At 68.7% G+C, this 23,608-nt stretch carries 15 protein-coding genes and 2 pseudogenes; 8 read left to right on the top strand and 9 right to left on the bottom strand.

Annotation, left to right across the window (positions count from 1 at the left end):
- The first annotated feature begins 30 nt into the window (after positions 1-30).
- The 3 genes from OOK07_RS16055 to OOK07_RS16045 are packed head-to-tail and all read left to right on the top strand — an operon-like array spanning position 31 to position 2,698.
- Entirely contained in the window at positions 31-795 is a 765-nt protein-coding gene (locus OOK07_RS16055; protein ID WP_266801957.1) for an ABC transporter permease, read from the top strand.
- A gap of 5 nt (positions 796-800) precedes the next feature.
- Positions 801-1,802, top strand: a complete 1,002-nt coding sequence (locus OOK07_RS16050) for an ABC transporter ATP-binding protein (RefSeq protein ID WP_266680805.1) — start codon at positions 801-803, stop codon at positions 1,800-1,802.
- A 44-nt stretch (positions 1,803-1,846) separates the two neighbouring features.
- A complete protein-coding gene (locus tag OOK07_RS16045; protein ID WP_266797100.1) occupies positions 1,847-2,698 on the top strand; it encodes a DUF1707 SHOCT-like domain-containing protein in 852 nt (283 codons plus the stop codon).
- A gap of 34 nt (positions 2,699-2,732) precedes the next feature.
- On the opposite strand, the gene OOK07_RS16040 is transcribed toward OOK07_RS16045, so the two are convergent.
- Complete coding sequence (locus OOK07_RS16040) at positions 2,733-4,067, bottom strand: SGNH/GDSL hydrolase family protein (protein ID WP_266797098.1); 1,335 nt, start codon at positions 4,065-4,067, stop codon at positions 2,733-2,735.
- A 219-nt stretch (positions 4,068-4,286) separates the two neighbouring features.
- Between OOK07_RS16040 and OOK07_RS16035 the strand changes: the two genes are divergently transcribed.
- Together OOK07_RS16035 and OOK07_RS16030 are read left to right on the top strand one after the other, a co-directional pair.
- On the top strand, positions 4,287-5,654 hold the full coding sequence (locus OOK07_RS16035; RefSeq protein WP_405671977.1) for a DUF445 domain-containing protein: 1,368 nt from the start codon (positions 4,287-4,289) through the stop codon (positions 5,652-5,654).
- A gap of 251 nt (positions 5,655-5,905) precedes the next feature.
- Positions 5,906-7,444 (top strand): MFS transporter, encoded by a 1,539-nt coding sequence (locus tag OOK07_RS16030; protein ID WP_266797096.1) that lies wholly within the window; start codon positions 5,906-5,908, stop codon positions 7,442-7,444.
- A gap of 65 nt (positions 7,445-7,509) precedes the next feature.
- Here the strand turns inward: OOK07_RS16030 and OOK07_RS16025 are convergent.
- Positions 7,510-8,790 (bottom strand): annotated as a pseudogene (locus OOK07_RS16025) (alginate lyase family protein); the annotation flags it as partial.
- 189 nt (positions 8,791-8,979) lie between these two features.
- Here OOK07_RS16025 and OOK07_RS16020 point away from each other — a divergent pair.
- Positions 8,980-11,094, top strand: a complete 2,115-nt coding sequence (locus OOK07_RS16020; protein WP_266797094.1) for an RNase A-like domain-containing protein — start codon at positions 8,980-8,982, stop codon at positions 11,092-11,094.
- A gap of 21 nt (positions 11,095-11,115) precedes the next feature.
- Positions 11,116-11,772 (top strand): contact-dependent growth inhibition system immunity protein, encoded by a 657-nt coding sequence (locus OOK07_RS16015; RefSeq protein ID WP_266797092.1) that lies wholly within the window; start codon positions 11,116-11,118, stop codon positions 11,770-11,772.
- 129 nt (positions 11,773-11,901) lie between these two features.
- Here OOK07_RS16015 and OOK07_RS16010 read toward each other — a convergent pair whose 3' ends face one another.
- From OOK07_RS16010 to OOK07_RS15995, 4 genes are all read right to left on the bottom strand, one after another.
- Positions 11,902-14,220, bottom strand: coding sequence for an ATP-binding protein (locus OOK07_RS16010; protein WP_266797091.1), 2,319 nt, complete (start codon positions 14,218-14,220; stop codon positions 11,902-11,904).
- 301 nt (positions 14,221-14,521) lie between these two features.
- Complete coding sequence (locus OOK07_RS16005) at positions 14,522-14,941, bottom strand: pyridoxamine 5'-phosphate oxidase family protein (RefSeq protein WP_266797090.1); 420 nt, start codon at positions 14,939-14,941, stop codon at positions 14,522-14,524.
- A 53-nt stretch (positions 14,942-14,994) separates the two neighbouring features.
- Entirely contained in the window at positions 14,995-15,375 is a 381-nt protein-coding gene (locus tag OOK07_RS16000) for a Scr1 family TA system antitoxin-like transcriptional regulator (protein WP_266797088.1), read from the bottom strand.
- 33 nt (positions 15,376-15,408) lie between these two features.
- Positions 15,409-16,065 (bottom strand): TetR/AcrR family transcriptional regulator, encoded by a 657-nt coding sequence (locus OOK07_RS15995; protein ID WP_266797086.1) that lies wholly within the window; start codon positions 16,063-16,065, stop codon positions 15,409-15,411.
- Positions 16,066-16,544: 479 nt separating this feature from the next.
- Between OOK07_RS15995 and car the strand changes: the two genes are divergently transcribed.
- On the top strand, positions 16,545-20,027 hold the full coding sequence (gene car, locus OOK07_RS15990) for a carboxylic acid reductase (RefSeq protein ID WP_266797084.1): 3,483 nt from the start codon (positions 16,545-16,547) through the stop codon (positions 20,025-20,027).
- 139 nt (positions 20,028-20,166) lie between these two features.
- Here the strand turns inward: car and OOK07_RS15985 are convergent, their stop codons facing one another.
- The 3 genes and pseudogenes from OOK07_RS15985 to ltrA form a co-directional block, all read right to left on the bottom strand.
- The gene (locus tag OOK07_RS15985) at positions 20,167-20,436 is read right to left on the bottom strand and encodes a hypothetical protein (protein WP_266797083.1); all 270 of its coding nucleotides are present in this window, start codon (positions 20,434-20,436) and stop codon (positions 20,167-20,169) included.
- Positions 20,433-21,282 (bottom strand): annotated as a pseudogene (locus OOK07_RS15980) (IS5 family transposase). Before OOK07_RS15980 ends, OOK07_RS15985 begins: the two are co-directional and overlap by 4 nt.
- 43 nt (positions 21,283-21,325) lie before the next feature.
- Positions 21,326-23,089 carry a group II intron reverse transcriptase/maturase gene (gene ltrA / locus OOK07_RS15975; protein ID WP_266794682.1) on the bottom strand — a complete coding sequence of 588 codons (1,764 nt, stop codon included), beginning with the start codon at positions 23,087-23,089 and terminating at the stop codon, positions 21,326-21,328.
- Positions 23,090-23,608 lie beyond the last annotated feature (519 nt).

Here is a 23,608-nt window from a genome sequence, read left to right as displayed (position 1 = left end):
GGGCTGCGCGCGTACCGTCTGATCGGGGGGATGTGGATCCGCTCCACGATGGCGTACCGCGCGTCCTTCGCGATGACGACGTTCGCGAACTTCGCGGTGACCGCGCTGGACTTCGTCGCGATCCTGCTGATGTTCTCGCGGATCGACGTGCTCGGCGGGTGGCCGCTGCCCGAAGTGGCCTTCCTGTACGGACTGTCGTGTATGGCCTTCGGCCTCGCGGATCTGGCGATCGGCTCGATGGAGCGGCTGGGGCAGCGGGTGCGCGACGGCACGCTGGACACGCTGCTGGTGCGTCCGGCGCCGGTGCTGGCGCAGGTGGCGGCCGACCGGTTCGCGCTGCGCCGGCTCGGAAGGATCACGCAGGGCGGGCTGGTGCTCGGGTATGCGCTGACCACCGTCGACATCGCGTGGACGCCGCTGAAGGTGCTGCTGATGCCGGTGATCGTGGTGAGCGGCGCGGGGATCTTCGGTGCGGTGTTCGTGGCCGGTGCGGCGTTCCAGTTCGTGGCGCAGGACGCGTCCGAGGTGCAGAACGCGTTCACGTACGGCGGGACGACGATGCTGCAGTACCCGCCGACGGTGTTCGGCAAGGAGCTGGTGCGCGGGGTGACGTTCCTGCTGCCGCTCGCCTTCGTCAACTGGCTGCCCGCGGCCTATGTGCTGGACCGTCCGCTCCCGCTGGACCTGCCGCGGTGGGTGGCCTTCGCCTCGCCGCTGGTGGCGGTGGGGTGTTGTGCGCTGGCGGGGCTGGCCTGGCGGGCAGGGCTGCGGACTTATCGGAGTACAGGGAGCTAGCGGCAGTGGACAGCGACTACTTCATCGAACTCGACCGTGTCGAGAAGGTCTTCGACGTGCGCAGGAAGACCGGATTCCTCAGGCGTGAGCGCCGGCAGGTGCGGGCCGTGGACTCCCTCTCCTTCACCGTGGCGCGCGGTGAGATGGTCGGCTACATCGGTCCGAACGGCGCCGGGAAGTCGACGACGATCAAGATGCTCACCGGCATCCTGACCCCGAGCGGCGGGAAGCTGCGGGTGGCGGGCATCGACCCGGCGCGTGAGCGGGCCCGGCTCGCGCATCGCATCGGGGTGGTGTTCGGGCAGCGTACGACGCTGTGGTGGGACCTGCCGCTGATCGACTCGTACAAGCTGATGCACCGCATGTACCGGATCCCGGACGCCCGTTACCGCGAGAACCTCGACCGTTGCGTCGAACTCCTGGAACTGGCCGACCTGTTGGACGTCCCGGTGCGGCAGCTGTCGCTCGGGCAGCGGATGCGCGGGGACATCGCGGCGGCGCTGCTGCACGATCCGGAGGTGCTGTACCTCGACGAGCCGACGATCGGCCTGGACGTCATCTCGAAGGCCAAGGTGCGGCAGTTCCTGCGGGAGTTGAACGCCGAGCGCGGCACGACCGTGCTGCTGACCACCCATGACCTGCAGGACATCGAGCAGTTGTGCTCGCGGGTGATGGTCATCGACCACGGGCGGCTCATGTACGACGGTGCGCTGGCCGGTCTGCACGAGGTGGGTGAGAGCGAACGCACCCTGGTGGTGGACCTGGAGCGGGAGGCGGCACCGATCGAGGTGGCGCCGGCCCGGGTGGTGAAGGTGGAGGGGCCGCGGCAGTGGCTGGCGTTCCCGGCGGGGCAGTCGGCGGCGGCTCTGGTGGCGCGCATCGCGGCGGAGTACCCGCTGGCGGACCTCTCGGTGCGGGAGCCGGACATCGAGGCGGTGATCGCCAAGATGTACGCGGGCGAGGCCGCCGGCGGGGCTGCCGGGGAGGCCGAGAAAGCGGTCTCGTAGACGTCTCGTAGCCTCCCGCCGGGGGAACTCGTAGGCTGCTGTCCATGACGGACGACGCCGCAGTCCCGGAGCTTCGCGCATCCGACGCCGATCGTGAACGAGTCGCCGAGGTCCTGCGGGACGCCCTCGCGGAGGGCCGTCTCGACATGGAGGAGTTCGAGGAGCGCCTTGAGGCCACCTACAAGGCACGGACGTACGGCGAGTTGACGCCGATCACCCGCGATCTGCCGGTCGCCGGGATCACCCCGCCGTCCGTCGCGTCCGTGTCGCTGGTCAAGGAGCCGGTGCCGAGCGGGAGTTGGGCGGGGCGGGTCGTCGGCGGCGACGGGTCCTCGTCGTGGGCGGTCGCCGTGATGTCCGGGTTCGAGCGCAAGGGGCGCTGGACCGTGCCCAAGCGGTTCAACTGCTTCGCCTTCATGGGCGGCGGGGAACTCGACCTGCGCGAGGCGAACTTCGCGGACCACGAGGTCGAGATCAACTGCGTGGCGATCATGGGCGGGATGAACGTGATCGTGCCGCCCGGCGTCGAGGTCGTCGTGCGCGGCATCGGGATCATGGGCGGGTTCGACCACCGCCAGGAGGGCGTGCCGGCCGAGCCCGGTGCCCCGCGCGTGATCGTCACCGGCTTCGCCTTCTGGGGCGGCGTCGGCGTCGAGCGGAAGGTCACCCGGCAGGAGCGGCGCCGTCTGAAGGAGGAGCGCCGCCAGGAGAGGCTGGAGGGCAGGTCCAGGCACTCGCTGGGGGAGGGGTTCGCCGATCCTCACCGGATGCTCGACGAGCACCGCGAGTGGCGGCGCGACCTGCACGACGAGCGCCGGCAGCGGCACGAGGAGCGGCGCGAGCGGCACCGGGAGCGCCGGGACGAGCGGGACAGGCGCCGTCACGACGACTACTGACCCAGCCGCCCCCGCCACCCCCGCGGTCCGGCCTCTACAGTTCGGCCGGCGCCGAGCCCTTCAGGCCCTTGAGGTCGAAGATCTGCGCCATCGTCGCGTACCCCTTGTCGCTGGGGTGGAGATGGTCGCCGGAGTCGTAGTCGGAGCGGAGCCTGCGCGGGTCGTACGGGTCCCTGAGCGCCCGGTCGAAGTCGACCACGGCGTCGTAGACCCGTCCGGAGCGGATCTCCGCGTTGATCTCCTGCCGAACCGCCTCGCGGGCCGGGGTGTAGCCGCGGTGGCCCTGGAAGGGCATCAGGGTCGCGCCGATGACCTTGATGCCGCGGGAGTGGGCCTGGCGGACCATGGCCCGCAGGCCGTCGAGGATCCTGTCCGGGTCGGCGAGCCGGGGGTTGCGCAGGATGTCGTTGACGCCGAGGTCGATGACGACGACCTTGACGTTCGTACGGGCGAGGGCGTCACGGGAGAAGCGCAGCAGCCCGCTCTGGTTGTCGGCGGGGCGGCCGAGGCCTCCCGCGAGGATCTGGTTGCCGCTGATGCCCTGGTTGACGATGCTGTAGCGCGGCAGGTCCTGGCCGGACTCGATCGCGGTGCGCAGTCGCTCCGAAAGGATGTCCGTCCAGCGGTGGTTGGCGTTCTGTGTGGACGTTATGCCATCGGTGAGGGAGTCGCCGAAGGCGACGACGGTGCCGTCAGACTCGTTGCTCAGCACGTCCAGCGCGGTCAGGTAGCGCCAGTACGGCGTCTGCTCGGTGTACCCGGCGCCGGTCACGTCCTCGGTGAGGTCGCCCTCGGCGACGTAGGAGATCTGGCGGGCGTGCTGGTGGTAGGTGACCGGGCCGGACTGGCTGGGCGAGTACGTGGTGACCAGTACGTCGCTGCCCTGCGGGATGACGATGCGGACGGCGTCGCTCAGCACCTGCTGCCCGGCCGGGATGACGATCGCGGTGTTGCCGCCGAAGGTCAGCCGCCGCATGGTGTCGGCGCTCGCCGCCGCGGTGTCGGAGGTGACGGCGACGGCGATGGAGGCGTGCGTGACGGTCAGCGCCGCCTGGCCGTAGAGATTGGACAGCGTGATACGGGCACTCGTACCGCCCACGCTCGCGTGCACCACGTTGCGCACCGAGCGCCCCGCCATGCCGCTGGTCTCGGTGCCCGGCTCGGCGCCCGCCGGGGACGCGGACCAGGAACCGACCCAGATGCCGGTGGAGGCGGGGGCGGCGGAGTTGTGCTGGGCGCGGCCCCTGCCGAGGGCGTCGGTGCCGGTGTTGCCGTCGCCGGCCGCGACGCCGGCGTATATGGCAGCGGAAAGGCCGACGACCACGGCGATGATCGCGGAAAGCAGGGCATAACCATGACGCTTGGTCATGCGGTGCGGGTCTCCTCGGACGAATGGGAGCCCGAGGCTCCGATGTGATCACCCCATGATGCGTCATGGGGTGAGGGGTAGTTGAACAGGACCCCCTGTGGGCCGCCGGAGTTCAGGTTGAGCTCCCCCCTTCCGACAGACGCCGGGAACTCTTGTTCCGTTCCAGGAGTCGGTCAGGAAGGGACAATGTGTGCAGGGGATCACGAACGGGTGGAGTGGATGGAACGCACGAATCCGGATGAAGCGGGTGGCGGCGACGTGGTTCAGCATTCCCGGCCGGGCGCAGCGGGTGACCGCGCCGCACCCGCGGCGGCCGCACGCACCATGACGACGTTCAGCGCCGCCGACGAGGAGAAGCAGCGCGGGGTGCGCCGCATGAAGCTCACGGCGACCGGGCTGCTGGTGTTCGTGGCGCTGGTGTACGTCCTCGCCAAGTGGGCGGACAACTCCGGTGCCGGCGCTTGGGCGTCCTATGTCGCCGCCGCCGCCGAGGCCGGCATGGTGGGCGCGCTCGCCGACTGGTTCGCGGTCACGGCCCTCTTCCGTCGTCCCATGGGCCTGCCGATCCCGCACACCGCGATCATCCCGACCAAGAAGGACCAGCTGGGGGTGTCACTCGGCGAGTTCGTCGGCGAGAACTTCCTCTCCCAGGACGTCGTACGACAGCGGCTGCGCGCCGTGGGCATCGGCAGCCGGCTGGGCGCGTGGCTGGCGGATCCCGAGCACGCGGACCGGGTGACGGCCGAGCTGTCGGCCGCGCTGCGGGGCGCCCTCACCGTCCTGCGCGACTCCGACGTGCAGGCGGTCGTCGGCGAGGCCATCACCCGCCGGGCCGACGCCCAGGAGATCGCGCCCGGCATCGGCAAGATGCTGGACAAGATCGTCGCGGACGGCGGCCACCGGCGGGTCGTGGACCTGATCGTCACCAGGGCGCACGACTGGCTCGTGTGGCACGACGCGGAGATCATGGGCGCGGTGCAGGGCGGAGCGCCCGGCTGGACCCCGCGGTTCGTCGACAAGAAGGTCGGCGAGCGCGTCTACAAGGAACTGCTGCGCTTCGTCACCGAGATGCGCGACATGCCCTCCCATCCGGCCCGCGGCGCCCTCGACCGCTTCCTCACCGACTTCGCCTCCGACCTGCAGTCCGACACGGACACCCGCGCGCGGGTGGAGCGGCTCAAGGGCGAGGTGCTGGGCCGCGGCGAGGTCCAGGACCTGATCGCCTCGGCCTGGACCGCCGTACGCTCCATGATCGTCTCGGCGGCGGAGGACGAACGCAGCGAGCTGCGACTGCGTGTCCGGGCCTCGCTGCTGTCGCTCGGGGCGCGGATGGCGGTCGAACCGAAGCTGCAGGCGAAGGTCGACGGCTGGGTGGAGGGCGCGGCGGTGTACGTGGTCACCACCTACCGCAAGGAGATCACCTCCCTGATCACGGACACGGTGGCCGGCTGGGACGCCGAGCACACCACCCGCAAGATCGAGGCCCACATCGGCCGCGACCTGCAGTTCATCCGGATCAACGGCACGGTGGTGGGCTCGCTGGCAGGCTTGTTGATCTACGTGGTGTCCCGGGCGCTGGGGGCGTAGCAGGGGGAGGGCGTCGGGGGCACCTTTCGGCTCCGGCCTCCCCCTTTGGCACCGGGCCGCACCCTTCGGCACCGGCCGGCACATCCAGCCCGTCCGGCGTTTGGGGACAAGGCCCTTCAAGGGCCGAAGCGGGAGCCTGGGGGCGGCAGCCCCCAGCGAGGCCCGCACCAACTCCGCGCGCCCTGAACCCCGGGCGTAAAGCGGCAGCGCCAGGGCACCCGGCACAGGTTCGCTCGACGAGGAGGGAGCCCATGCCCAGTGCCAAGCCCAGCGGCAGCGCCACCGCAGCGACCGGCCGCACCATCACCACCCGCATACCCGCCCGCCTAGACCGCCTGCCGTGGTCGCGCTGGCACTGGACCGTCGTGATCGGACTCGGCACGGTCTGGATCCTCGACGGTCTGGAGGTCACGGTCGTCGGCAACATCGCGGGCCGTCTGTCCGAGCCCGGCAGCGGACTGCCGATCACCTCCGGTCAGATCACCGGTCTCGCAGCCGCGCTCTACGTGGCCGGCGCCTGTGTCGGCGCCCTCTTCTGGGGCCGCCTGACCGACCGCTTCGGCCGGAAGAAACTCTTCATGATCACGCTGGTCGTCTACCTGGCGGCCACCGCGCTGACCGCCGTCTCCTTCTCCACCTGGTGGTTCTTCGCCTTCCGCTTCCTGACGGGCTTCGGCATCGGCGGCGAGTACGCGGCCATCAACTCCGCGATCGACGAACTGATCCCGGCGAACTACCGCGGCCGCGTCGACCTCGCCATCAACGGCAGCTTCTGGGTGGGCGCGGTCTTCGGCTCACTGCTGTCGATCGTCGCGCTCAACGAAGCGATCCTGCCCAAGAACGTGGGCTGGCGACTGACGTTCGCCCTCGGCGCCGTGCTCGCCCTGGTGATTCTTCTCGTACGACGGCACGTTCCGGAGAGCCCACGCTGGCTGCTGATCCACGGCAGGGACGAGGAGGCGGAACGGATCGTCTCCTCGATCGAGCAGAAGGTCGAGTCGGAGACGGGACAACGGCTCGGCGAACCCGAGTCCGAGATCACCATCCACCAGCGCAAGAGCATCGGCTTCCTGGAGATCGCCCGTACGGTCTTCTCGACCTACCGCAAGCGGTCGATCCTCGGCTTCTCCCTCTTCATCGGCCAGGCCTTCCTCTACAACGCGATCACCTTCGGCTTCGGCGCGATCCTGACCAAGTTCTTCGACGTCCCGACGGGCAACACGGGCTACTACTTCGCGGTTGTCGCGGTGGGCAACTTCTTCGGCCCGCTGCTGCTGGGCAAGCTCTTCGACACGGTGGGCCGCCGGGTGATGATCTCGTCGACGTACCTGCTGTCGGGGCTGCTCCTGTTCGGTACGGCCTGGCTGTTCGACCGCGGCTCGCTGAACGCGACGACGATGACGGCCTGCTGGTGCGCGGTCCTGTTCTTCGCGTCGGCGGGCGCGTCCAGTGCCTATCTGACGGTCTCCGAGGTCTTCCCGATGGAGACGCGCGCCATGTCCATCGCCTTCTTCTACGCCCTCGGCACCGCGGCCGGCGGCATCAGCGGCCCGCTGCTGTTCGCCGACCTCACCGGAACCGGCAAGGTCGGCGACACGGTCCTCGCCTTCCAGATCGGCGCGGGCCTGATGTGCGCGGCCGGCCTGGTGGCGGCGTTCCTGGCGGTACGGGCGGAACGACGCTCCCTGGAGGACATCGCGAAGCCGCTCACGGCAGCGGCCTCGGCGGTGAGCGAGAAGGCGCGGTCGGCGAAGGAGGGGCGGGAACGGTCGCGGCCGGCCACGGCGTAGACGTGGCCCGGCCCGGCCTGCAAGCAGCCGTGCAGTCGTACAGCCCGCAGACTGCGACCGGGCTCCTACTGAGCGCCGTCCCGCCGCACCCGGTCACGGCGCCGCAGAAGGAGCAGCCCACCGGCGACGGCGGTGACCCCGGCGGCGGCGGTCCACCCGATGACGTCCTCGGAGCCGGTCGCGGCAAGGTCGCCGCCGGCGGCCGGCGACGCGGAGGCCGAGGCGGTCGCCGCCGTCTGCGGCCGCGGGTCGGAGCCGCCACCGGAAGCCGAGGCCGCACCGGGAGCGCCGGGCGTCGGCGCGGCCGTAGGAGTCGCCGACTTGTCGCGTGTGAACGCCAGTGTCCCGAAGCCGAGTTGGTCGAACCCGCCGCTGCTGGGCCCATAGTCCCCGCCGCCGCCCTCGGGTGCGGACCTGGCGGCGATCTGCGTGAGGTAGGTGGCGGACACCCCGCGCCGCTTCGTGTAGTGGCTGGCGATCATCGCCCAGATCGGCCGCTGCATGTTCGGGTCCACACCGCCCGCGGCGGTGGCGGTCTCGCTGCCGGACCAGACGCCGGGCGCGCCCTTCTGGCGAGTGTTGGAGGTGTACGACACCTTGCCGCCCAGGCTCCACTTGGCCACGTACTGGGCGCCCTTGAGGAAGCGGCTGTCGTCGTAGCCGTACAGGTCGATCCCCTGGTTCCAGGCCATCTCGCACAAGGAGCCCATCAGCCCGACCCCGAGCAGCGAGTGTCCCTGGTCGCGGCCGGCCTCCAGCCACTCCGCGAGCCCGTCGTCGTGCACGACGGGGATGGCGTTCTTCACCGCGCCGAGCCCCGCCCCGTGCTTGAAGTAGTCGACGGCGCGGGTGACTTGGGCCCTGTCGTCGCAGAGGATGCCGGTGGCCAGGACGCAGGCCATGTTGGCGAGGTCCCAGTTGGGCCAGTAGTTGGTGACGAAGGCGCCGTTGTGGTGGGCGAGGAAGGCGTCGCTGACCGCGCCGAAGACCTTGCTCTGCATTTCCTGGAAGCGGCCGAGGTCGAAGTCGCCGTGGTCGCGGACGAGTTCGGCGGCGTTGGCGGCCTGGTAGCCCTGGAGTCCGACCAGGAGGAACCGGTCGGCGGACCCCTGGACCGCTGTCAGCTTGGCCGACCAGGCGTTGAGGATCGCGACGGCGGTGTCGGCGTGGGCGCTGTCGCCGCCGACGTGGTAGCGCAGGGCGTTCTGGTAGGCGGCGTGCACGTCGTTGTAGAGGGTCGGGTAGTTCTGCGGGGATGTCCCGCCCCGGTACACGATGTCCTGCGGATTGGCCGTCCAGCTGCTCTGCGCATGCCGGTTGGCGGTCAGCCTCGCGTAACCCGACCTGCTCGGGCTGCTGCGACGCCTGAACGAGGTGCTCGTGGAGGGAAGGGGGTATTTGCACCCTTGCGCGGTGCCACGCCTTCGAGTCTCATAAGTCTCTTGCTGCACAAGCAATTACCTGCGTAGCATCCCGTTCACTAACGCGAATCAGATGTTGATCCGGTGTGGCGGGGGCCTGGTGTGACATTGGTGATGGCGGCTGCGGCCGTCTGGGGTGTGCTGCAACTGTTCGCGGTCTCCTGGCCGACACGTTCGGTGCGCCTGCCAACCCTGCTGCTCGCGCTCGCGGTAGGGGTGTACGGGTGCGGCGTGGCGACGGCGTTGGTGCAACTCGCCTACACCCGCATCTACGCGGACCAGTCGGGTCAGTCACTCCTCACGGTGGTGAACACCACCAGCTACACGGTGGCGCCCTGGGTGGAGGAACTGATCAAGTTCTCCCCGCTGTTGCTGGCCGGGCTGAGTCCGAAGGTTCGCCGCCAGTGGGGGCTGACCGACTTCGTGGTGCTGGGTGCGGCACTGGGCGCCGGGTTCGGGCTGCTGGAGGCGGTACTGCGCTACGGCCTGGACGCGGACCGGGCGATGGCCCGCGGTGGAGGCTGGATCATTCCGGACAGCCTGTCCCCGCCCTATGTTCCGGGCCTGGGGCAGGTGTTGACGGCCTGGCTCCCGGCGCCGTTCAGTCAGCTGGACCTGGGCGGGCCGCCGGGCACCGAGACCTTCTCGCACCTGGTGTTCACGGCCATGGCCGGCTTCGGAGTCGGGCTGCTGTGGCGCACCCGTCGTTGGTCACGCCTGCTCTCGGCGTTCCCGATCGCCGCCGCAGTCACGTACCACACGGTGAACAACTACGCGGTCCAGAAACCCACCAGCCAGGCCGCGCACTGGCTTGAATCGCTGAACGGGAAGGCGTGGGCGGCGCCCCTCGTGTGCCTGGCCGTCGCCATGGCCGTCGACCTGCGCCGGATCCATCGTGGCAAGCGTTCCGTGCCGGGCGTACTGCTTGCTTCCGAACGTGTCGACGGCGACAGCCTGGGAGCCCTGCTACGGTACGCAGCCTGGCGTCCGCCATGGAGCCTGCTGATCGCACTGCGCTACGTCAGACTGCGGCGCTCCTTGCTGTACGCCGTCGCGTCGGCGCCGCCCGACGACACCGAGGAACTGCGTCGCGTGGTCGCCGGGATCACTGCTCGGATCGAGGCATCCGACAATCCACTCGCCTGGCGGGCGTTGGACATCCGCGCCCTGCTGAAGGCGGCCCGAGCGGCCCGCGGTTCTCAGCGGCGGTGGCTCCTGGTGATCCCGTGTGTCCTCATGCTGCCCTCGTTACTGTTCCTGGGGGTCGGCTCGTTCACCTCCACGGCCGGCCTCCAGAAGTTCTTCAGCACCGGTTCGGGGCCGAAGATCCTCATGGGCTTCGGTATCGCCGCGCTGGCCTGGATCGCCTACCAACTCACCACGCTGCTTCGCACCTGGCGGACGGCTTCGGCCCAGCCCCTGGCGGAACCGCTCGCGGTCCATCGATTCCGTCTCGGCACCGCACTGGGGGCGGCCACCACCGGCACCCTCCTGCTGTGGCGCGCGCTCGGGGACGCAGGCCCCGCCGGCAGGACGATCCGCACGTTCCACCTGCTCGACGCCCTGAACACCTTCCTGGCCTACCTCGGCTTCGCGCTCCTCCTGCTCTCCCTGCTCGCCCTGTTCCCGCCCGGCGGTCTGGCACTGGCCGGCGCAGGCGCAGTGGGCGCCCTCACCGCCGAAGCTGCCCTCAACGCCGGCTTACTGGGCACGGCCGGGATCGTCCTCATGGGGCTGAGCGCATCGAATGGCTCCGGCGGGGACTACAACGCCTGGCCCAGGAGCAAACGCAAGGGGCGTGTAAAGCCCCGGCATCGTGCGGACGTCCGCGGTGACGAGGGTAAGAACCTCGGCGGCAAGAGCGAGGCTCACACCATCGACAGGCATGTCGACAAGACGATTGATGGCATGCGCAGCCGTCTGCGCCAGAACCCTGGCCTCGAGGCGGACTCGCGCTACGTTGACGTCGATTCGGCGCAACGCTTCACTGACAGGACCCTCGCAGTCAGAGAGAACCAACGAAAGATATCTGACTGGCTGGCCAATGGTGCGAAAGGGCCATTACGGTTGGAAGCAGAGTTCGACGAGAACACAGGACTCCACCTCACTCGTTATGACTTCACCCATGGGCAAGGGACAAGGTGGGTGAAGGGTGTTCGCGTCATCCTCAAGGCCGACTCCTCGGCGGCGTCCGGATACCGGGTCCTAACTTCGTATCCCCAGCCCTAACACACATTCTTGGAGCAACTCATGAGTCAGGCGCTTCCGTCCGAGGAGCGATTTGATGAACTCAGTGACCTGCTGAATGCCTATGCATACACCGGTTTCATCTTCTCGGACACCACGGAGACACCGGGCCCCGGCCTGGCTTCCTATCTGAGAGTCGCCGCCAGGGATCCTCAACGCGCCGAAAAGGCAGTCCGAGAGATTGACGACTTGCTCTCCGTGGGGCTTTTCTCCGAGGAGATCGCAGACGAGGTGGAAGACCTGCCCCACATCCGCCCTCCGATGGGGACCAGCGTGGAGGACTGCCTGCGCATCGCCAGGGGCCACCTCGACCGATTTCTGCAGGACCCCTCACGGATTCCCCTGGTGAACCCGCAGAACCGTTGGGAATGGAACCAGCGATTCCCCGAGTTGGGCCAGTTGCTCGGGGCGTACTTTCACCGGGACTTCTCACACATCTACGAAACTCGCGACGAGGCTCTGGACGAGTACGTCAGTGCCTCCGCATTCGAAGAGCGTGGACAAGCGGTGCAGGAAATCGACGAGCTGCTGACCGCGGTGTCCTCGGACGACGAACTCCACACTGCAACCACGGCCCTGGGACTCGACCTTCTACCGCCGCAAGGGCTGTCAGTACGCCAATGGCTGGAGATGATCCGCCAAAGGATCGCTGCGGCGTAGCGATGAGTGACCAGCCGAGTGGCGGACTGATCTGGACCTACTGCGACCGGGCGAGCAGCTCGCGAACGGTCCACATGTGACCGGTTCGACGGGCGTCACATGCCATGCGGGAGAACTCCTGGTGCGACGTCAGCGGGCGCTGTCCGGGGCCGGGTTGTCCTGTTCGCCGAGTCCGCCCGGGCCGCCCAGGCCGCCGAGGCCGTCGAGTTCGTCGAGCTGTTGCTCCACCTGCTCGGCCTCCTGGTCACGTCCTTGTTGCCGGTACAGGTCCCGTGCTTCCCGCCACACCTCACGGGTCAGGTCGTGCTGGCCCAGGGCGGCGTGGGAATGACCGAGCCGGTCGAGGGTGTCGGCGGCTTCGTAGGTGTTGTCGAGGTCGCGGTACAGGCTGATGGCGTGGCGGTAGTGCTGGACAGCGTCCTGGTGGTGGCCACTGTGGTGGTCGATGTAGCCGAGGCTGTCCAGGGTTTGCGCTTGGCCGCTCACGTCCTGGTGGTGCTGGAAGAGGGCGAGGGCGGCCTGGCAGTGCTCACGAGCGGTGTCGTGGTGGCCCAGACGCGCGGCGTACCAGCCCACGGCGTTGAGCGCGTTGGCCTCCCCGATCGGCTGATCGAGGCCGCGGTAGAGGTCCAGTGCGCGTCTGGCATGTTCCAGAGCCCGCCGCCCGTCCGGCCAGATCGACGCGAGTGTGTAGTGGGCGTTGGCCTGGAGGGCACGGTCGTTCTGCTGCTCGCTCAGCGCGAGAGCCTGATTCAGGGCGTTGATCGCCTCTTGATGGTGCCCGAGCACGACGTGGGCGCGGCCGAGCAGCCGATGAGCGATGATCCGGGCGCCGGGGTCGGGCAGTTGGCCTGCCGAGTCGACCGCGATCTGCCACACGGCGAGCTGATCGTGGCGGTGGCCTCGCCGGTAGTGGAAGTCGTTCAGCGTCCACGCCAGTTGCCAGGCCGTGCGGTGTGAAGCGTGCGCGACGGCGGTGCGCTGGGCGGCGAGCAGATTGTTGTGCTCGGTGTCGAACCAGTCCATCGCTGCCGGGATGTCGGGCAGCGCTTGGGGGCGGCAGTCGGGTGCCGGCGGGCTGAGCTCGATGGGGTCGCGGTGGGAATCCAGGAGATTGGCGGCGGTGAACGCGGTGTGGGTGTAGAAGTCGAGCACCCGCCGCAGGGCCGCCTCCCGGGTGCCGTGGGCCAGATCGTGAGCGGTGGCGGCGTAACGGCGGATCAGGTCGTGCATACGGTAGCGGCCGGCGGCGTCCTGACCGATGAGCGATGCCTGTTCCAGCCTGCGCAGCACGGCCCTGGTCCGGCTTCGGCCGCGGCCGGTGAGGCTGCCGGCGGCAGCAAGGCCTATGTCGGGTCCGGGTGCGATCGCGAGCAGCCCGAACACCTCGGCTTCCTCGTCGGTCAACGCGTGGTGGGACAACGAGAGCACCGCGGGCAGGCTCGCGGCAGGGTCGGCGTCGTCCAGTACGTCGAGTGCGCCGTCGCGCAGTTCGTCGGCGAGGTCGGCCAGCGACAGGTGCGGGTGGGTGTGGGCCCGGCCGGCGATGATGCTCAGCGCGAGCGGGAACCCGCCGCACAGGCCCACGAGTTCGTCCACCGCCGCGGGTTCGGCCTCGATGCGTGCTCTGCCGAGTCGGGCGACGAATAGTCCGCGGGCCTCGGTGTCGGTGAGGGTGTCGACGGACAGGTGGTGTGCGCCATGGCCGGTGATCAGGCCCGACAGCCGGTTGCGGCTGGTGACCGCCACGGTGCAGGTGTCGCCGCCCGGCAGCAGGGGGGTGACCTGGGCGGCGTCGACAGCGTTGTCGAGCATCAGCAGCATCCGCTTGTCCGCCACCAGGCTGCGGAACAACGCCGCCTGCGCGTGCGGGGCGACGGGGATGCGGTCGGGCTCGACACCCAGCGCGTCGAGGAATCCACGTACCGCCACGGCCGGGTCCATCGGATCGCTGTCGGGGCTGAAGCCCCTTAGGTCGACGAAGAGTTGCCCGTCGGGGAACCGGTCGGCGTTTCGGTGAGCCCAGTGCAACGCGAGCCATGACTTGCCCACTCCGCCGGCGCCGGCGATCGCGGAGATGAGCACGGTGTTCGCCGCCCCCGAACCGGACTGCACTGTGGTGTCGAGCCGGTCCAGTTCGTGGTGGCGGCCCACGAACGGCGCGGGTGGGGCAGGCAGCTGGCGTGGCACCGGAACCACCACCGAGTGCTCGGCCGCGCCTGCCGCGGCGCCCGCCGCCGCGGCCAGCAGTTCGTCCAGTTCGGTCGGCCGCAGATCGAGTGCGGCGGCCAGCTGGCGCACCGACGCAAGCTGCGGGTTACGGCGTTTGCCTGTCTCCATGCCGCGGATCGTGCTGACCGAAATGCCGGAACGCTCGGCCAGGGCTTCCTGGGTCAGCCCCGCGCGCAACCGGAACCGCCGGACTGCCGCGGCGAAGTGATCTCCCACAGAGCTCTTCCTGCCAGGGCGATCGGCCACAGGTGACCGGTTCGGTGTGAGCGGTTCGCCATGAGTATGGTCTGCCGCCCGAGAATACGTGACGCGACCGGCCACCACCCTTCGAGACGTCGAGCAAGACGGTAAGTCGACGCCATCGCCTGCCACTTGCTCCCGTTGTCCACGAGATACCGGATCGCATCACTCGATCGACCATCCCCCAGTGGCGGTACGCATCCGGTCGGCCACCCCGACCGCGCATCCAGCCCGGCACCGGCACCGGCAGCTGGAGCCGGATGGCTGCCCGCTCCTCTCAGGCCAGCGGGATCTCCTGCACTCCGAAACTGCCGGGGCGGTAGTCGCTGTGGCGCCCCCAGTCCGGCCGTACCCGGACGTAGACGATGTCCGGCCACACGGCCCGTTCCGGCCCGGTCGGGATCTGGTCGTAGTACGCGGCCACGGCCGGGTCGTCCTGCGGGATCTCGGCTGCGACGCCTTCGAGTTGGACCGTCTGCTCGTCTCCCCAGTCGACCCCGACGACCAGCGCGACGCGCGGCTGTCTACTGAGGTTGGCGAACTTACGGGAACCCCGCGTCGTATCGAAGACGAGATCGCCCGCATCGGTGGCCGCGATCCCGACCACCGCGGCCTGCGGATGCCCGTCGGCGGAGAGGGTGGCCAGGACGGCGAGCCGGCGGGCGCGGACGTATTGGATGAGGGCATTTCGGTCCATTCGCCCAAAGTATCGGCATCGGGCGGCTCGCGAACGGACGCGGTCGCCTGCTCCTACGCGTTGTTCCAGAACGTCAGGGCTTTGTTGACCAGCGCCTTGGCGGAGCCGCCGTAGCGGGCTGCGTCGCTGATGGCGTCGAATGCCCGGTGATGAAGGGCGAGTTCCGCAGGGTCGGTGATGTCCACGCTGGAGGAGACGAGTCCATAGTGGGCCCGGCCTCCGTCGTACAGGCTGAAGCCGGGTTTCGGAACCAGGCTCATTTCGGCGGTGGCGGGCACGATTCCCAGGCGGAGCGAGGGGAGATCGATATCGCGCAGCAGTCGTTCCAACTGCTCGCACATCACCTTGGGTCCCCCGACGTTCGCGTACAGGGCCTGCTCGCCGAGGATCACGTCGTAGTGGTGCTCGCCGTCGTACAGGACCTGTTGGCCCACCGACGACCCGGCCCTGAAGATCCTCCGGCTGCGTCAGTCGTCCGAAGACGGCGGCGTTCCGTCCGCGGGCCGACCGGCGATGAGGGGCCAGAGGGTGTCGACGATCCGGTCCGGAAGGTCCGTGTCCTGGACGCCCGTACGGAGGTAGGAGGAGTAGTAGCTACCGACCAGCATGTCCGCGATGGCGTCCGGATCGATGTCCGGCCGCACGATCCCCTTTTCGGACAGCCGGCGCAGAGTGTCGACCAGGAGCCGCACCCGGGGGGCAAGCCCGTGCCGCCGTACCAGCTCCAGCAGTTCCGGGTTGTGCGTGGCCTCCGTCAGGACATTTCCGATCACCTTCATGCCCCGACCCGTGGGACCGAAGGGGTCGTTGTCACGCAACGCGTTCTTGAGTGCCAGCACGGGGGGCAGTTCATCGAGCGGAGCGATCGGGTTCCGCTCGCGCTCCTCCTGGAAGTTGAGGTCCAGGGCGTCCACGACAAGGTCGTACTTGTTGGCCCAACGCCGGTAGACGGTGGGCCTGGTGACACCCGCATCGGCGGCGATGTCGCCGATCGTCATGCGTGAGTAGCCGTCCGACACGAGTCGTTCGACGGTCGCGCGCAGGATCGCCCTCTCTACCGACGGATCGCGCGGCCTGCCGGGCCCCCTGCCCGCCGGGGGTCTCTCCTTGTCGTTTTCAGCCATCTCACGCATCCGATCAGGTTTCCTGATTACTTTACTTGACAGTATTGTAATGGAACAAGGAGGCTAGTGGGCGCAGAGAGATCCCTTCCAGGAGGCACTGTGTCAACTCCCCCCACAGACACGGTCGATGGGCGATCGCATGCGGCTCGTCCGGCTGTTCAGCGCCGTACACGCCTGTCGGTGCGCTGCCCTTGCAGAACCGAGGCCGCGAGTCCGAGCCTCTGACGTTCTGGCCGTCCTCCCGGTCGCCCCGTGCTTCCACGCTTTCGCCGCTGTGATCCGGTGCGGCCTCTCCCCCTTTGCCGCTGTCAGGCCCCCGGGACGCCCGGGGGGACCGTCCATGACGCGCCGGAAGCCGCCGGTTCCGCAGGGATGCCCGGCGCCCAGCCGTTCGGCCATACCGATATGCCCATGCCCGAACGGCATCGGCGCGCCCCTGAATGGCGACATCACCCCTCACAGAAAGTCGGTGGAAACAATTGTCTTCGGCAACGATCCCGAATGACGAGCAGCCGCGTGACGCCCTGCCGCTGGAAGAGGTCAGTACGGCGGCCGCCTCCGCGCAGGGCCTGGCGCAAGCCGTCGGCCTCGTCATGGACGGGTACGCCGAACGTCCCGCGCTCGGCGACCGGACGAGAGAGGCGGTGACCGACCCGGTGTCGGGCCGGACCTCGCTGAGGCTTCTGCCGCGGTTCACCACCCTCACCTACGGCCAGTTGTGGCAGCGGGCGAACGCGGTCGCCGCTGCCTGGCACGTGGACGCACAACACTCCCTGTCCGCCGGGGACTTCGTCGCGTTGTACGGCTTCATCAGCGTCGACTACACAGTGCTCGACCTGGCCTGCCTCCGCCTGGGCGCGGTGAGTGTGCCCCTGCAGGCCGGCGCCCCGGTGTCCCGGCTGGAGCCCATCGTCGAGGAGACCCGACCGCGCGTCCTGGCGACCAGTCTCGAACTCCTGGACCGCGCAGTCGACTTGGTGCTGTCCAGCTCCTCGAAGCCCAGGCTGGTGGTGTTCGACCACCACCCCGAGGACGACGACGAGCGGGAGAGGTTCGATGCCGCGCGTCGGCGTCTCACCGAAGCGGGCCTGGACGCGATCGACACGCTCGCCGCGGTCACCGCACGCGGCGGCAGCCTGCCCGAGGCACCGGTGCCGCAGCCGGAACCGGACGAGGACCCGACGCGCCTGCTCATCTACACCTCCGGCAGCACCGGAACGCCGAAGGGCGCCATCTACACCGAGCGGATGCTGCGCAACCTCTGGCTGGGATTGATGCCCACAGAAGACGACCTGCCCGCCGTCGGCATCAACTACATGCCGATGAGCCATGTGGCCGGACGCTCGTCCCTGTACAGCACCCTCGGCCGGGGCGGGACCTCGTACTTCACCGCCAGGAGCGACCTGACGACCCTCTTCGAGGACATGAGCCTCGCCCGGCCGACCCAGTTACTGCTGGTACCGCGCATCTGCGACATGCTCCACCAGGAGTTCCAGAGCCGACTGGCCGCACGAGCCGTGGAGGGCACCGACCCCGCCGCGCTGGAGACCTCCGTGAAGACGGACCTGCGCGAGCGCCTGCTCGGCGGCCGTGTGCGGCAGGTCGCCTGCGGCAGCGCCCCGCTGGCCCCGGAACTCAAGCAGTTCGTGGAGTCCTGCCTTGACCTCACGGTCGTGGACGGCTACGGGTCGACCGAGACGGGCATGGTCACGTTCGAGTCGCGCGTACAGCGTCCGCCGGTGATCGAATACAAGCTGGTCGACGTCCCGGAACTCGGCTACTTCACCACGGACCTGCCCCATCCCCGAGGTGAACTGCTGGTCAAGACGCAGGCGATCACCCCCGGTTACTACAACCGGCCCGAGGTGACCGCGGCCGTCTTCGACGAGGACGGCTTCTACGCCACCGGCGACATCATGGCCGAGACCGGCCCCGACCGGCTCATCTACGTCGACCGCCGCAACAACGTGCTCAAGCTGAGCCAGGGTGAGTTCGTCGCGGTCTCCCGGCTGGAGAGCGTGTACGCCACCAGCCCGGCGGTGGGGCAGATCTACGTCTACGGCAACAGTGCGCGCGCCTACCTGCTGGCAGTGGTCGTGCCGAGCGAGAACGTGCTGGAGCGGGCGGCGAACGACGAGGAACTCAAGAGGCTGCTCAGCGAGGCGCTGCAAGAAGCGGCTCAGCGGGCCGAGTTGGAGCCGTACGAGATCCCGCGCGACTTCCTGGTGGAGACCGAGCCGTTCTCCGTGGACAACGGTCTGCTCTCGGAGATCCGCAAGAACCTGCGCCCGCAGCTGAAGAAGCGCTACGGAGACCGGCTCGAAGACCTGTACGCGCAGCTGGCGAGCGGGCGGGAGGAAGCGCTGCGCGCCCTGCGCGAGGCAGGCCCCGACCAGCCGGTGTTCGAGGCGATCCGCAGTGCAGCGGGTGCGCTGCTGGGCTGCTCCCCCGCGGATCTGCGCCCCGGTGCGCGTTTCACGGACCTGGGGATCGACTCGCTGTCCGCCCTGTCGTTCTCCACGCTGCTCCAGGACGTCTTCGAGGTCGAGGTCCCGGTCGGCGTGGTGCTCAGCCCGGGTAACGACCTGCGGGCGATCGCCGACCACATCGAGGCCGCGCGTGGCGCCACGTCGAAGCGGCCCACCTTCGCCGCCGTGCACGGCACCGGCAGCACCGAGATCCGGGCCGCCGACATCACGCTGGAGAAGTTCGTCGACGCCCGGACCCTGGACGGCGCACACCAGTTGGGGCGCCCGTCGGGACAGCCGCCGCACACCGTGCTGCTGACGGGAGCCACCGGCTTTCTCGGCCGGTTCATGTGCCTGGACCGGCTCGAGCACGCGGCCGCGACGGGCGGCAGGCTGATCTGCCTCGTGCGGGGCCGGGACGCCGCCGACGCCCGCGCACGCCTGGACGCCGCCTTCACCAGCGGCGACGCGGAACTGCTGCGCCGCTACCAGGACCTGGCCGCGCGGCATCTGGAGGTACTGGCAGGCGACATCGGCGAGGAGAGCCTCGGCCTGGACCAGGACGTCTGGCAGCGGCTGGCCGCCGACGTCGACCTCGTCCTCCACCCGGCGGCCCTGGTCAACCACGTACTGCCGTACAACCAGTTGTTCGACGCCAATGTCGTGGGCACCGCCGAGCTGATCCGCCTGGCGCTCACCACGAAGGTCAAGCCCCTCACCTACGTGTCGACCATCGGCGTGTCCGTCGAGCAGGACCCGCAACTGCTCGACGAGGACGCCGACATCCGCGAGACGATGCCCGCCCGCCACCTGGGCGACGGGTACGGCAACGGCTACTCCATCAGCAAGTGGGCCGGCGAAGTCCTGCTGCGTCAGGCCCATGACGCGTGCGGGCTGCCGGTGACCGTTCTGCGCTCGGACATGATCCTCGCCCACACCCGCCACACCGGCCAGCTGAACGTGCCCGACATCTTCACCCGCCTGCTGTTCAGCCTGGCGGCCACCGGCATCGCGCCGGCGTCCTTCTACCGCACAGACGCCCGGGGCAACCGGCAGCGCGCGCACTACGACGGCCTGCCGGTCGACTTCGTCGCCCAGGCCGTCAACACCCTCGGCGCCCGCCACGGCGACGGCTACCGGACCTACAACGTGACCAACCTGCACGACGACGGCATCTCCCTGGACACCTTCGTCGACTGGCTCGGCGGCACCGGCCACCCGCTCCACCTCGTCGAGGACTACGACGAGTGGGTCACCCGGTTCGAGACCGCCCTACGCGCCCTGCCGGAGACCCGGCGCCGGCACTCGCTGCTGCCGTTGATGCACGCCTTCCGCCAGCCCGACGAACCCTCACAGGGCTCCCCGATTCCGTCCGTCCGCTTCGAGGAAGCCGTCCGTGAAGCCGAGATCGGCGGCGCCAAGGAGATCCCGCACCTGTCGGAAGAACTGATCACCAAGTACATGGCCGACCTCCACGCACTTGACCTGCTCTGAGGGGGGCGTTAAGTCCGTTTCTGGTAGCGGCCTCGTCCGGGCTGGGTGAGGAAGCCTCGGCGGGTGAGGCGTCCGAGGCGGCTGCGGGTGACGTTCAGGGCGGGGTCGTCGGGTGGGCATGCCGAGGAGTTCGTGCAGTTCACGGACGCGGAATACCTGGTCGGGGTGCTGGTTGAAGGCGTTCAGGATGGCCTGGTAGGTGGTGGGCTTGTTCGGGCGGATCGGGTTCGGCTCCGGCCGGTGCGAGTTCCGCGATGACCTTCCGGGTCGTGGTGAGTTCCGTCAGATGCGCTTCGGTCGCGGCCAGGGCTGCGGTCAAGTGCTCGATCTGGTCGCGTAGTTCGCCGGCCCGGGCAGTGGCCTCGTCATGGCGGGCCTGCGGGTCGTGGAGGAGTTCGGTGATGTTCACGCGGCCGCCTGGAGGATGTCGCGCCAGGCCAGGGCCGGGGTGGTGAGGCGGCGGGTCATGTTCGCGGTGGAGGCCCAGTAGACGCGCGAGGCGGAGTTGTCGGGCCGGTGGTCGTACTCGCGGGCGAGGCGCCGGTGCAGCATCAACGTGCCGTTGACCTGCTCGACCACTCACCTTTTCGGCTGCGGGACAAAGCCTTTGCCCTGGTCGGCGGGGTTGCGGCGGACGACCTCGACGGTGATGTCCTGCAGGGCGCCGTGGATGATGACTTCGTCCTTGAAGCCCTGGTCCACCAGTGCCTTCTCCAGGCGCATCCCGCACCGTTCGGCTGCGAGGTCGAGCAGGGCGGTGCCGGCGACGTTGTCGTGGGCGGAGCGGCCAGGACAACGACGCCGATGATCAGTCCCAATACATCGACGGCCAGTCCGCGCTTGCGGCCCGGCGTCTTCTTGTTCGCGTCCAGTCCCGTCGTGGCCTTCGGGACACCCGCGGCCGCACGCACGGACTGGGTGTCGGTGATCACGAGGGACGGGTCCTCTAATCGGCGGACCTTCTCCCTCACCTGGCAGCGCAGGAGTTCCTGGATCCGCCGGTCGAGCCCGTCCTGGCGCCGCAGCGTGAAGTAGTAGAACACCGCCGACCAGGCGGGGAGATCGTGGGGCAGGTAGCGCCACTGACAGCCCGTCCGGTTCTGGTAGAAGATCGCGTGCACGACCTCCCGGAGGTCACAGGTCCGGGGTCTCCGGTCGCCGAACGCTCCACCCGGTCCTGCTTCCAGGCCGTGATCATCGGCTGTCGGGTAGCGGGGACGCATTGCTGCGTCCCCGCCCCCTCAGAACCGGGCATGCCCGTTTTCCAGGCACCACGGCTCAAGCAAGCCCCGAGGGCTTCACGGTGATGCAGAGACTGCGAGTCTCCTGCGTGTTCTGGCTCGGAGACCACGATGGCAAGAGGCGTGTACCAGGCGAGTCTGCGGTCCGTCCGGCGTGCCGCTCCGCCCGTGATGAGTGAGGTAGTTGGCGGCTACCGCTCTGCGGACGGTGTTCAACCACCAGCGTTCCCATTCGTGCGGGGATTGCGGTGGCTGGTTGGCAGTGAGGATGTAGTCCCCGCAGAGTGGACAGCGCCCTTCCTGCTTGGCGAGCAGGTTCAGGTTGTAGTTGTCCAGCGGGGGTTTGACCTTCCTCCGCCTTTTGGCCCAGTAGTCCTGCAGGCCGGGGTCGTCGGGTGACGCCCCGCCCGTGACCAGCTGGTGCCGGACGATATTCGTCCAGGAGAATTTGACCACGTGAAAGGTGCCGCCGCTTTCGCTGGTGCAGCCGCGATCGCCGAACACCCAGTAGTCGTTCCTGTACTTATTGAACTTGCCGTAGTAGCGGCGCACAATCCACTTCTTCGGCTTGTTGGGGTGGGAGTGCTTGGCCCACTTGTATGTGAGCCGCCACACATGAGAGTCCAGATCCGAGAAGACCCGGCTGGACACCGCCCCACGGTAGTAGGCCGCCCAGCCCCGAATGATCGGGTTGAGTTTGGCGATGACCGCCACCACATTCGATCCGCGAAGGTTTCGCATCTCGTCCGTGAGCCTTTTCCGTATCCGCTTGATCGCCTTCTTGCTTGGTTTGATGATCAGCTTGGACCCGTGGAACTGGCGGAGAGTGAATCCCAGGAAGTCGAAACCTTCGGAGAGATGCACAATGCGCGTCTTCTCCTCGTTGAAGGTCAGCCCTCTGGGGGCCAGCCACGCTGCAAGCCGTACCTTGACCTGCTCTGCCTGCTGCCGAGAGTGACAGCAGGCGACCATATCGTCGGCGTATCGCACCAGCACCGGAGCTCCTCGTGTCGTTTCTCCGGAAGTACGTCCGGATGCGAGATAGAGGACTCCGGCAGCTTCCTCCAGGCCATGGAGAGCAACGTTCATCAACAGCGGGCTGATTACACCGCCTTGAGGTGATCCCTCTTCGGTCGGTGCGTGCAGGCCGTCCTCCACCACTCCCGCTTTCAGCCATCCCCGGATCATTTCCCTGGCCGGGAAGGACCCGATCGCTCTGAGCAGTTGTTCGTGGTCGATTCTGTCGAACGCGGCGGACAAGTCGGCATCCAGAATCCACAGCCTCCTGGCCCGGGAGCCTTTCAGCGTGGAGTAGAGAGCGCCGATGGCGTCCGCACAGCTGCGGCCCGGCCGGAACCCATAGGATTTCGGCTCGAAGCGCGCCTCCCACTCGGGTTCCAGTGCGTTACGGACGCGCGCCTGATGGCATCGGTCCATAATCACGGGGATACCGAGCGGCCGTTGTTTTCCATTGGCCTTTGGAATGTACACGCGTCGGACCGGCAGTGGATTCCAGGACGAGCGCGTGTGGTGCACGCGCACAGCCACGTCCATCCTGGCCTCGGGTGACAGGGCGGTCTCCCCGTCGATCCCGGCCGTCCGACGTCCAGCGTTGCGCTGAGTCACCTGCCGCACGCTGATCAGCGTGTTCGACCATGATCTCAGCATCAGTTTCTGCAAGGACCGGACCAGGGCCCAGTCCTCTTCCCGCGTCGCCTTGAAGATCCTCTGCCTCAGCCTCACTACGTTGTCCTCGTGGTGACGCCATGCGACGTCGTCCCATTCGGCAACGTCCTTGGGTCCGTTCACCGCGGTGTCCAACTTGCCCCTCGGTTCGGGAGGCCCCGGGCCTCGGTCGTCAAAGGCTCACCAGCCCACGTCAGCTCCCCTTTCGGGACCCGGCCGCCAGGACCGGCATCCGGCCGGTTCCCCGAGACAGCCGCCTGGAGAGGCAACCACACGTCCCGAGTCCCGCGCCTTTCGGCCGCCGGCATCTGCTTCTTGGGCTTCCTGTCCCGCCGAGGAGTTCCGCCCCTCTTACGATCGGCCTACCGAGCCCAACGGCCCGGACCCCGACGGGGTTTCCACGTTCCGCGCACACGAGACACGGCCGGGGTGGGCGCCCCCTACACCCCGGGGCCAGCGGTGTTCCCACGACCGGTTGATCGTCCCCGGCCGCCGCTTGCCGCCTCTTCCAGCGGCCAGGCCCTTGCACCCTGGTCCTCGTCCCGTCACCCAAGGCTTGGGCTGACGAGGCATCATCGGGGGTTCACTTGCGTTCGCCCGTCCGGCCTTCCCCTCGCCCGGTTGCTCCCCCGGACGGAGCGGGGGCCCTTGGGC

Source organism: Streptomyces sp. NBC_00078 (assembly GCF_026343335.1).
Classification (GTDB): Bacteria; Actinomycetota; Actinomycetes; order Streptomycetales; family Streptomycetaceae; genus Streptomyces.
Note: the sequence above shows the minus strand (reverse complement) of the source record. Positions and strands in the feature narration are given on the sequence as shown.

Bases quoted from the DNA above. Each gene is read 5' to 3' on its own strand.
- OOK07_RS16005 (WP_266797090.1), bottom strand. From the start codon at position 14,941: ATGGACCGAAATGCCCTCATCCAATACGTCCGCGCCCGCCGGCTCGCC.
- OOK07_RS16030 (WP_266797096.1), top strand. From the start codon at position 5,906: ATGCCCAGTGCCAAGCCCAGCGGCAGCGCCACCGCAGCGACCGGCCGC.
- OOK07_RS16020 (WP_266797094.1), top strand. From the start codon at position 8,980: ATGGCGGCTGCGGCCGTCTGGGGTGTGCTGCAACTGTTCGCGGTCTCC.
- OOK07_RS16035 (WP_405671977.1), top strand. From the start codon at position 4,287: ATGGAACGCACGAATCCGGATGAAGCGGGTGGCGGCGACGTGGTTCAG.
- OOK07_RS16055 (WP_266801957.1), top strand. From the start codon at position 31: ATGTGGATCCGCTCCACGATGGCGTACCGCGCGTCCTTCGCGATGACG.
- OOK07_RS16015 (WP_266797092.1), top strand. From the start codon at position 11,116: ATGAGTCAGGCGCTTCCGTCCGAGGAGCGATTTGATGAACTCAGTGAC.
- OOK07_RS16045 (WP_266797100.1), top strand. From the start codon at position 1,847: ATGACGGACGACGCCGCAGTCCCGGAGCTTCGCGCATCCGACGCCGAT.
- OOK07_RS16040 (WP_266797098.1), bottom strand. From the start codon at position 4,067: ATGACCAAGCGTCATGGTTATGCCCTGCTTTCCGCGATCATCGCCGTG.
- OOK07_RS15995 (WP_266797086.1), bottom strand. From the start codon at position 16,065: ATGGCTGAAAACGACAAGGAGAGACCCCCGGCGGGCAGGGGGCCCGGC.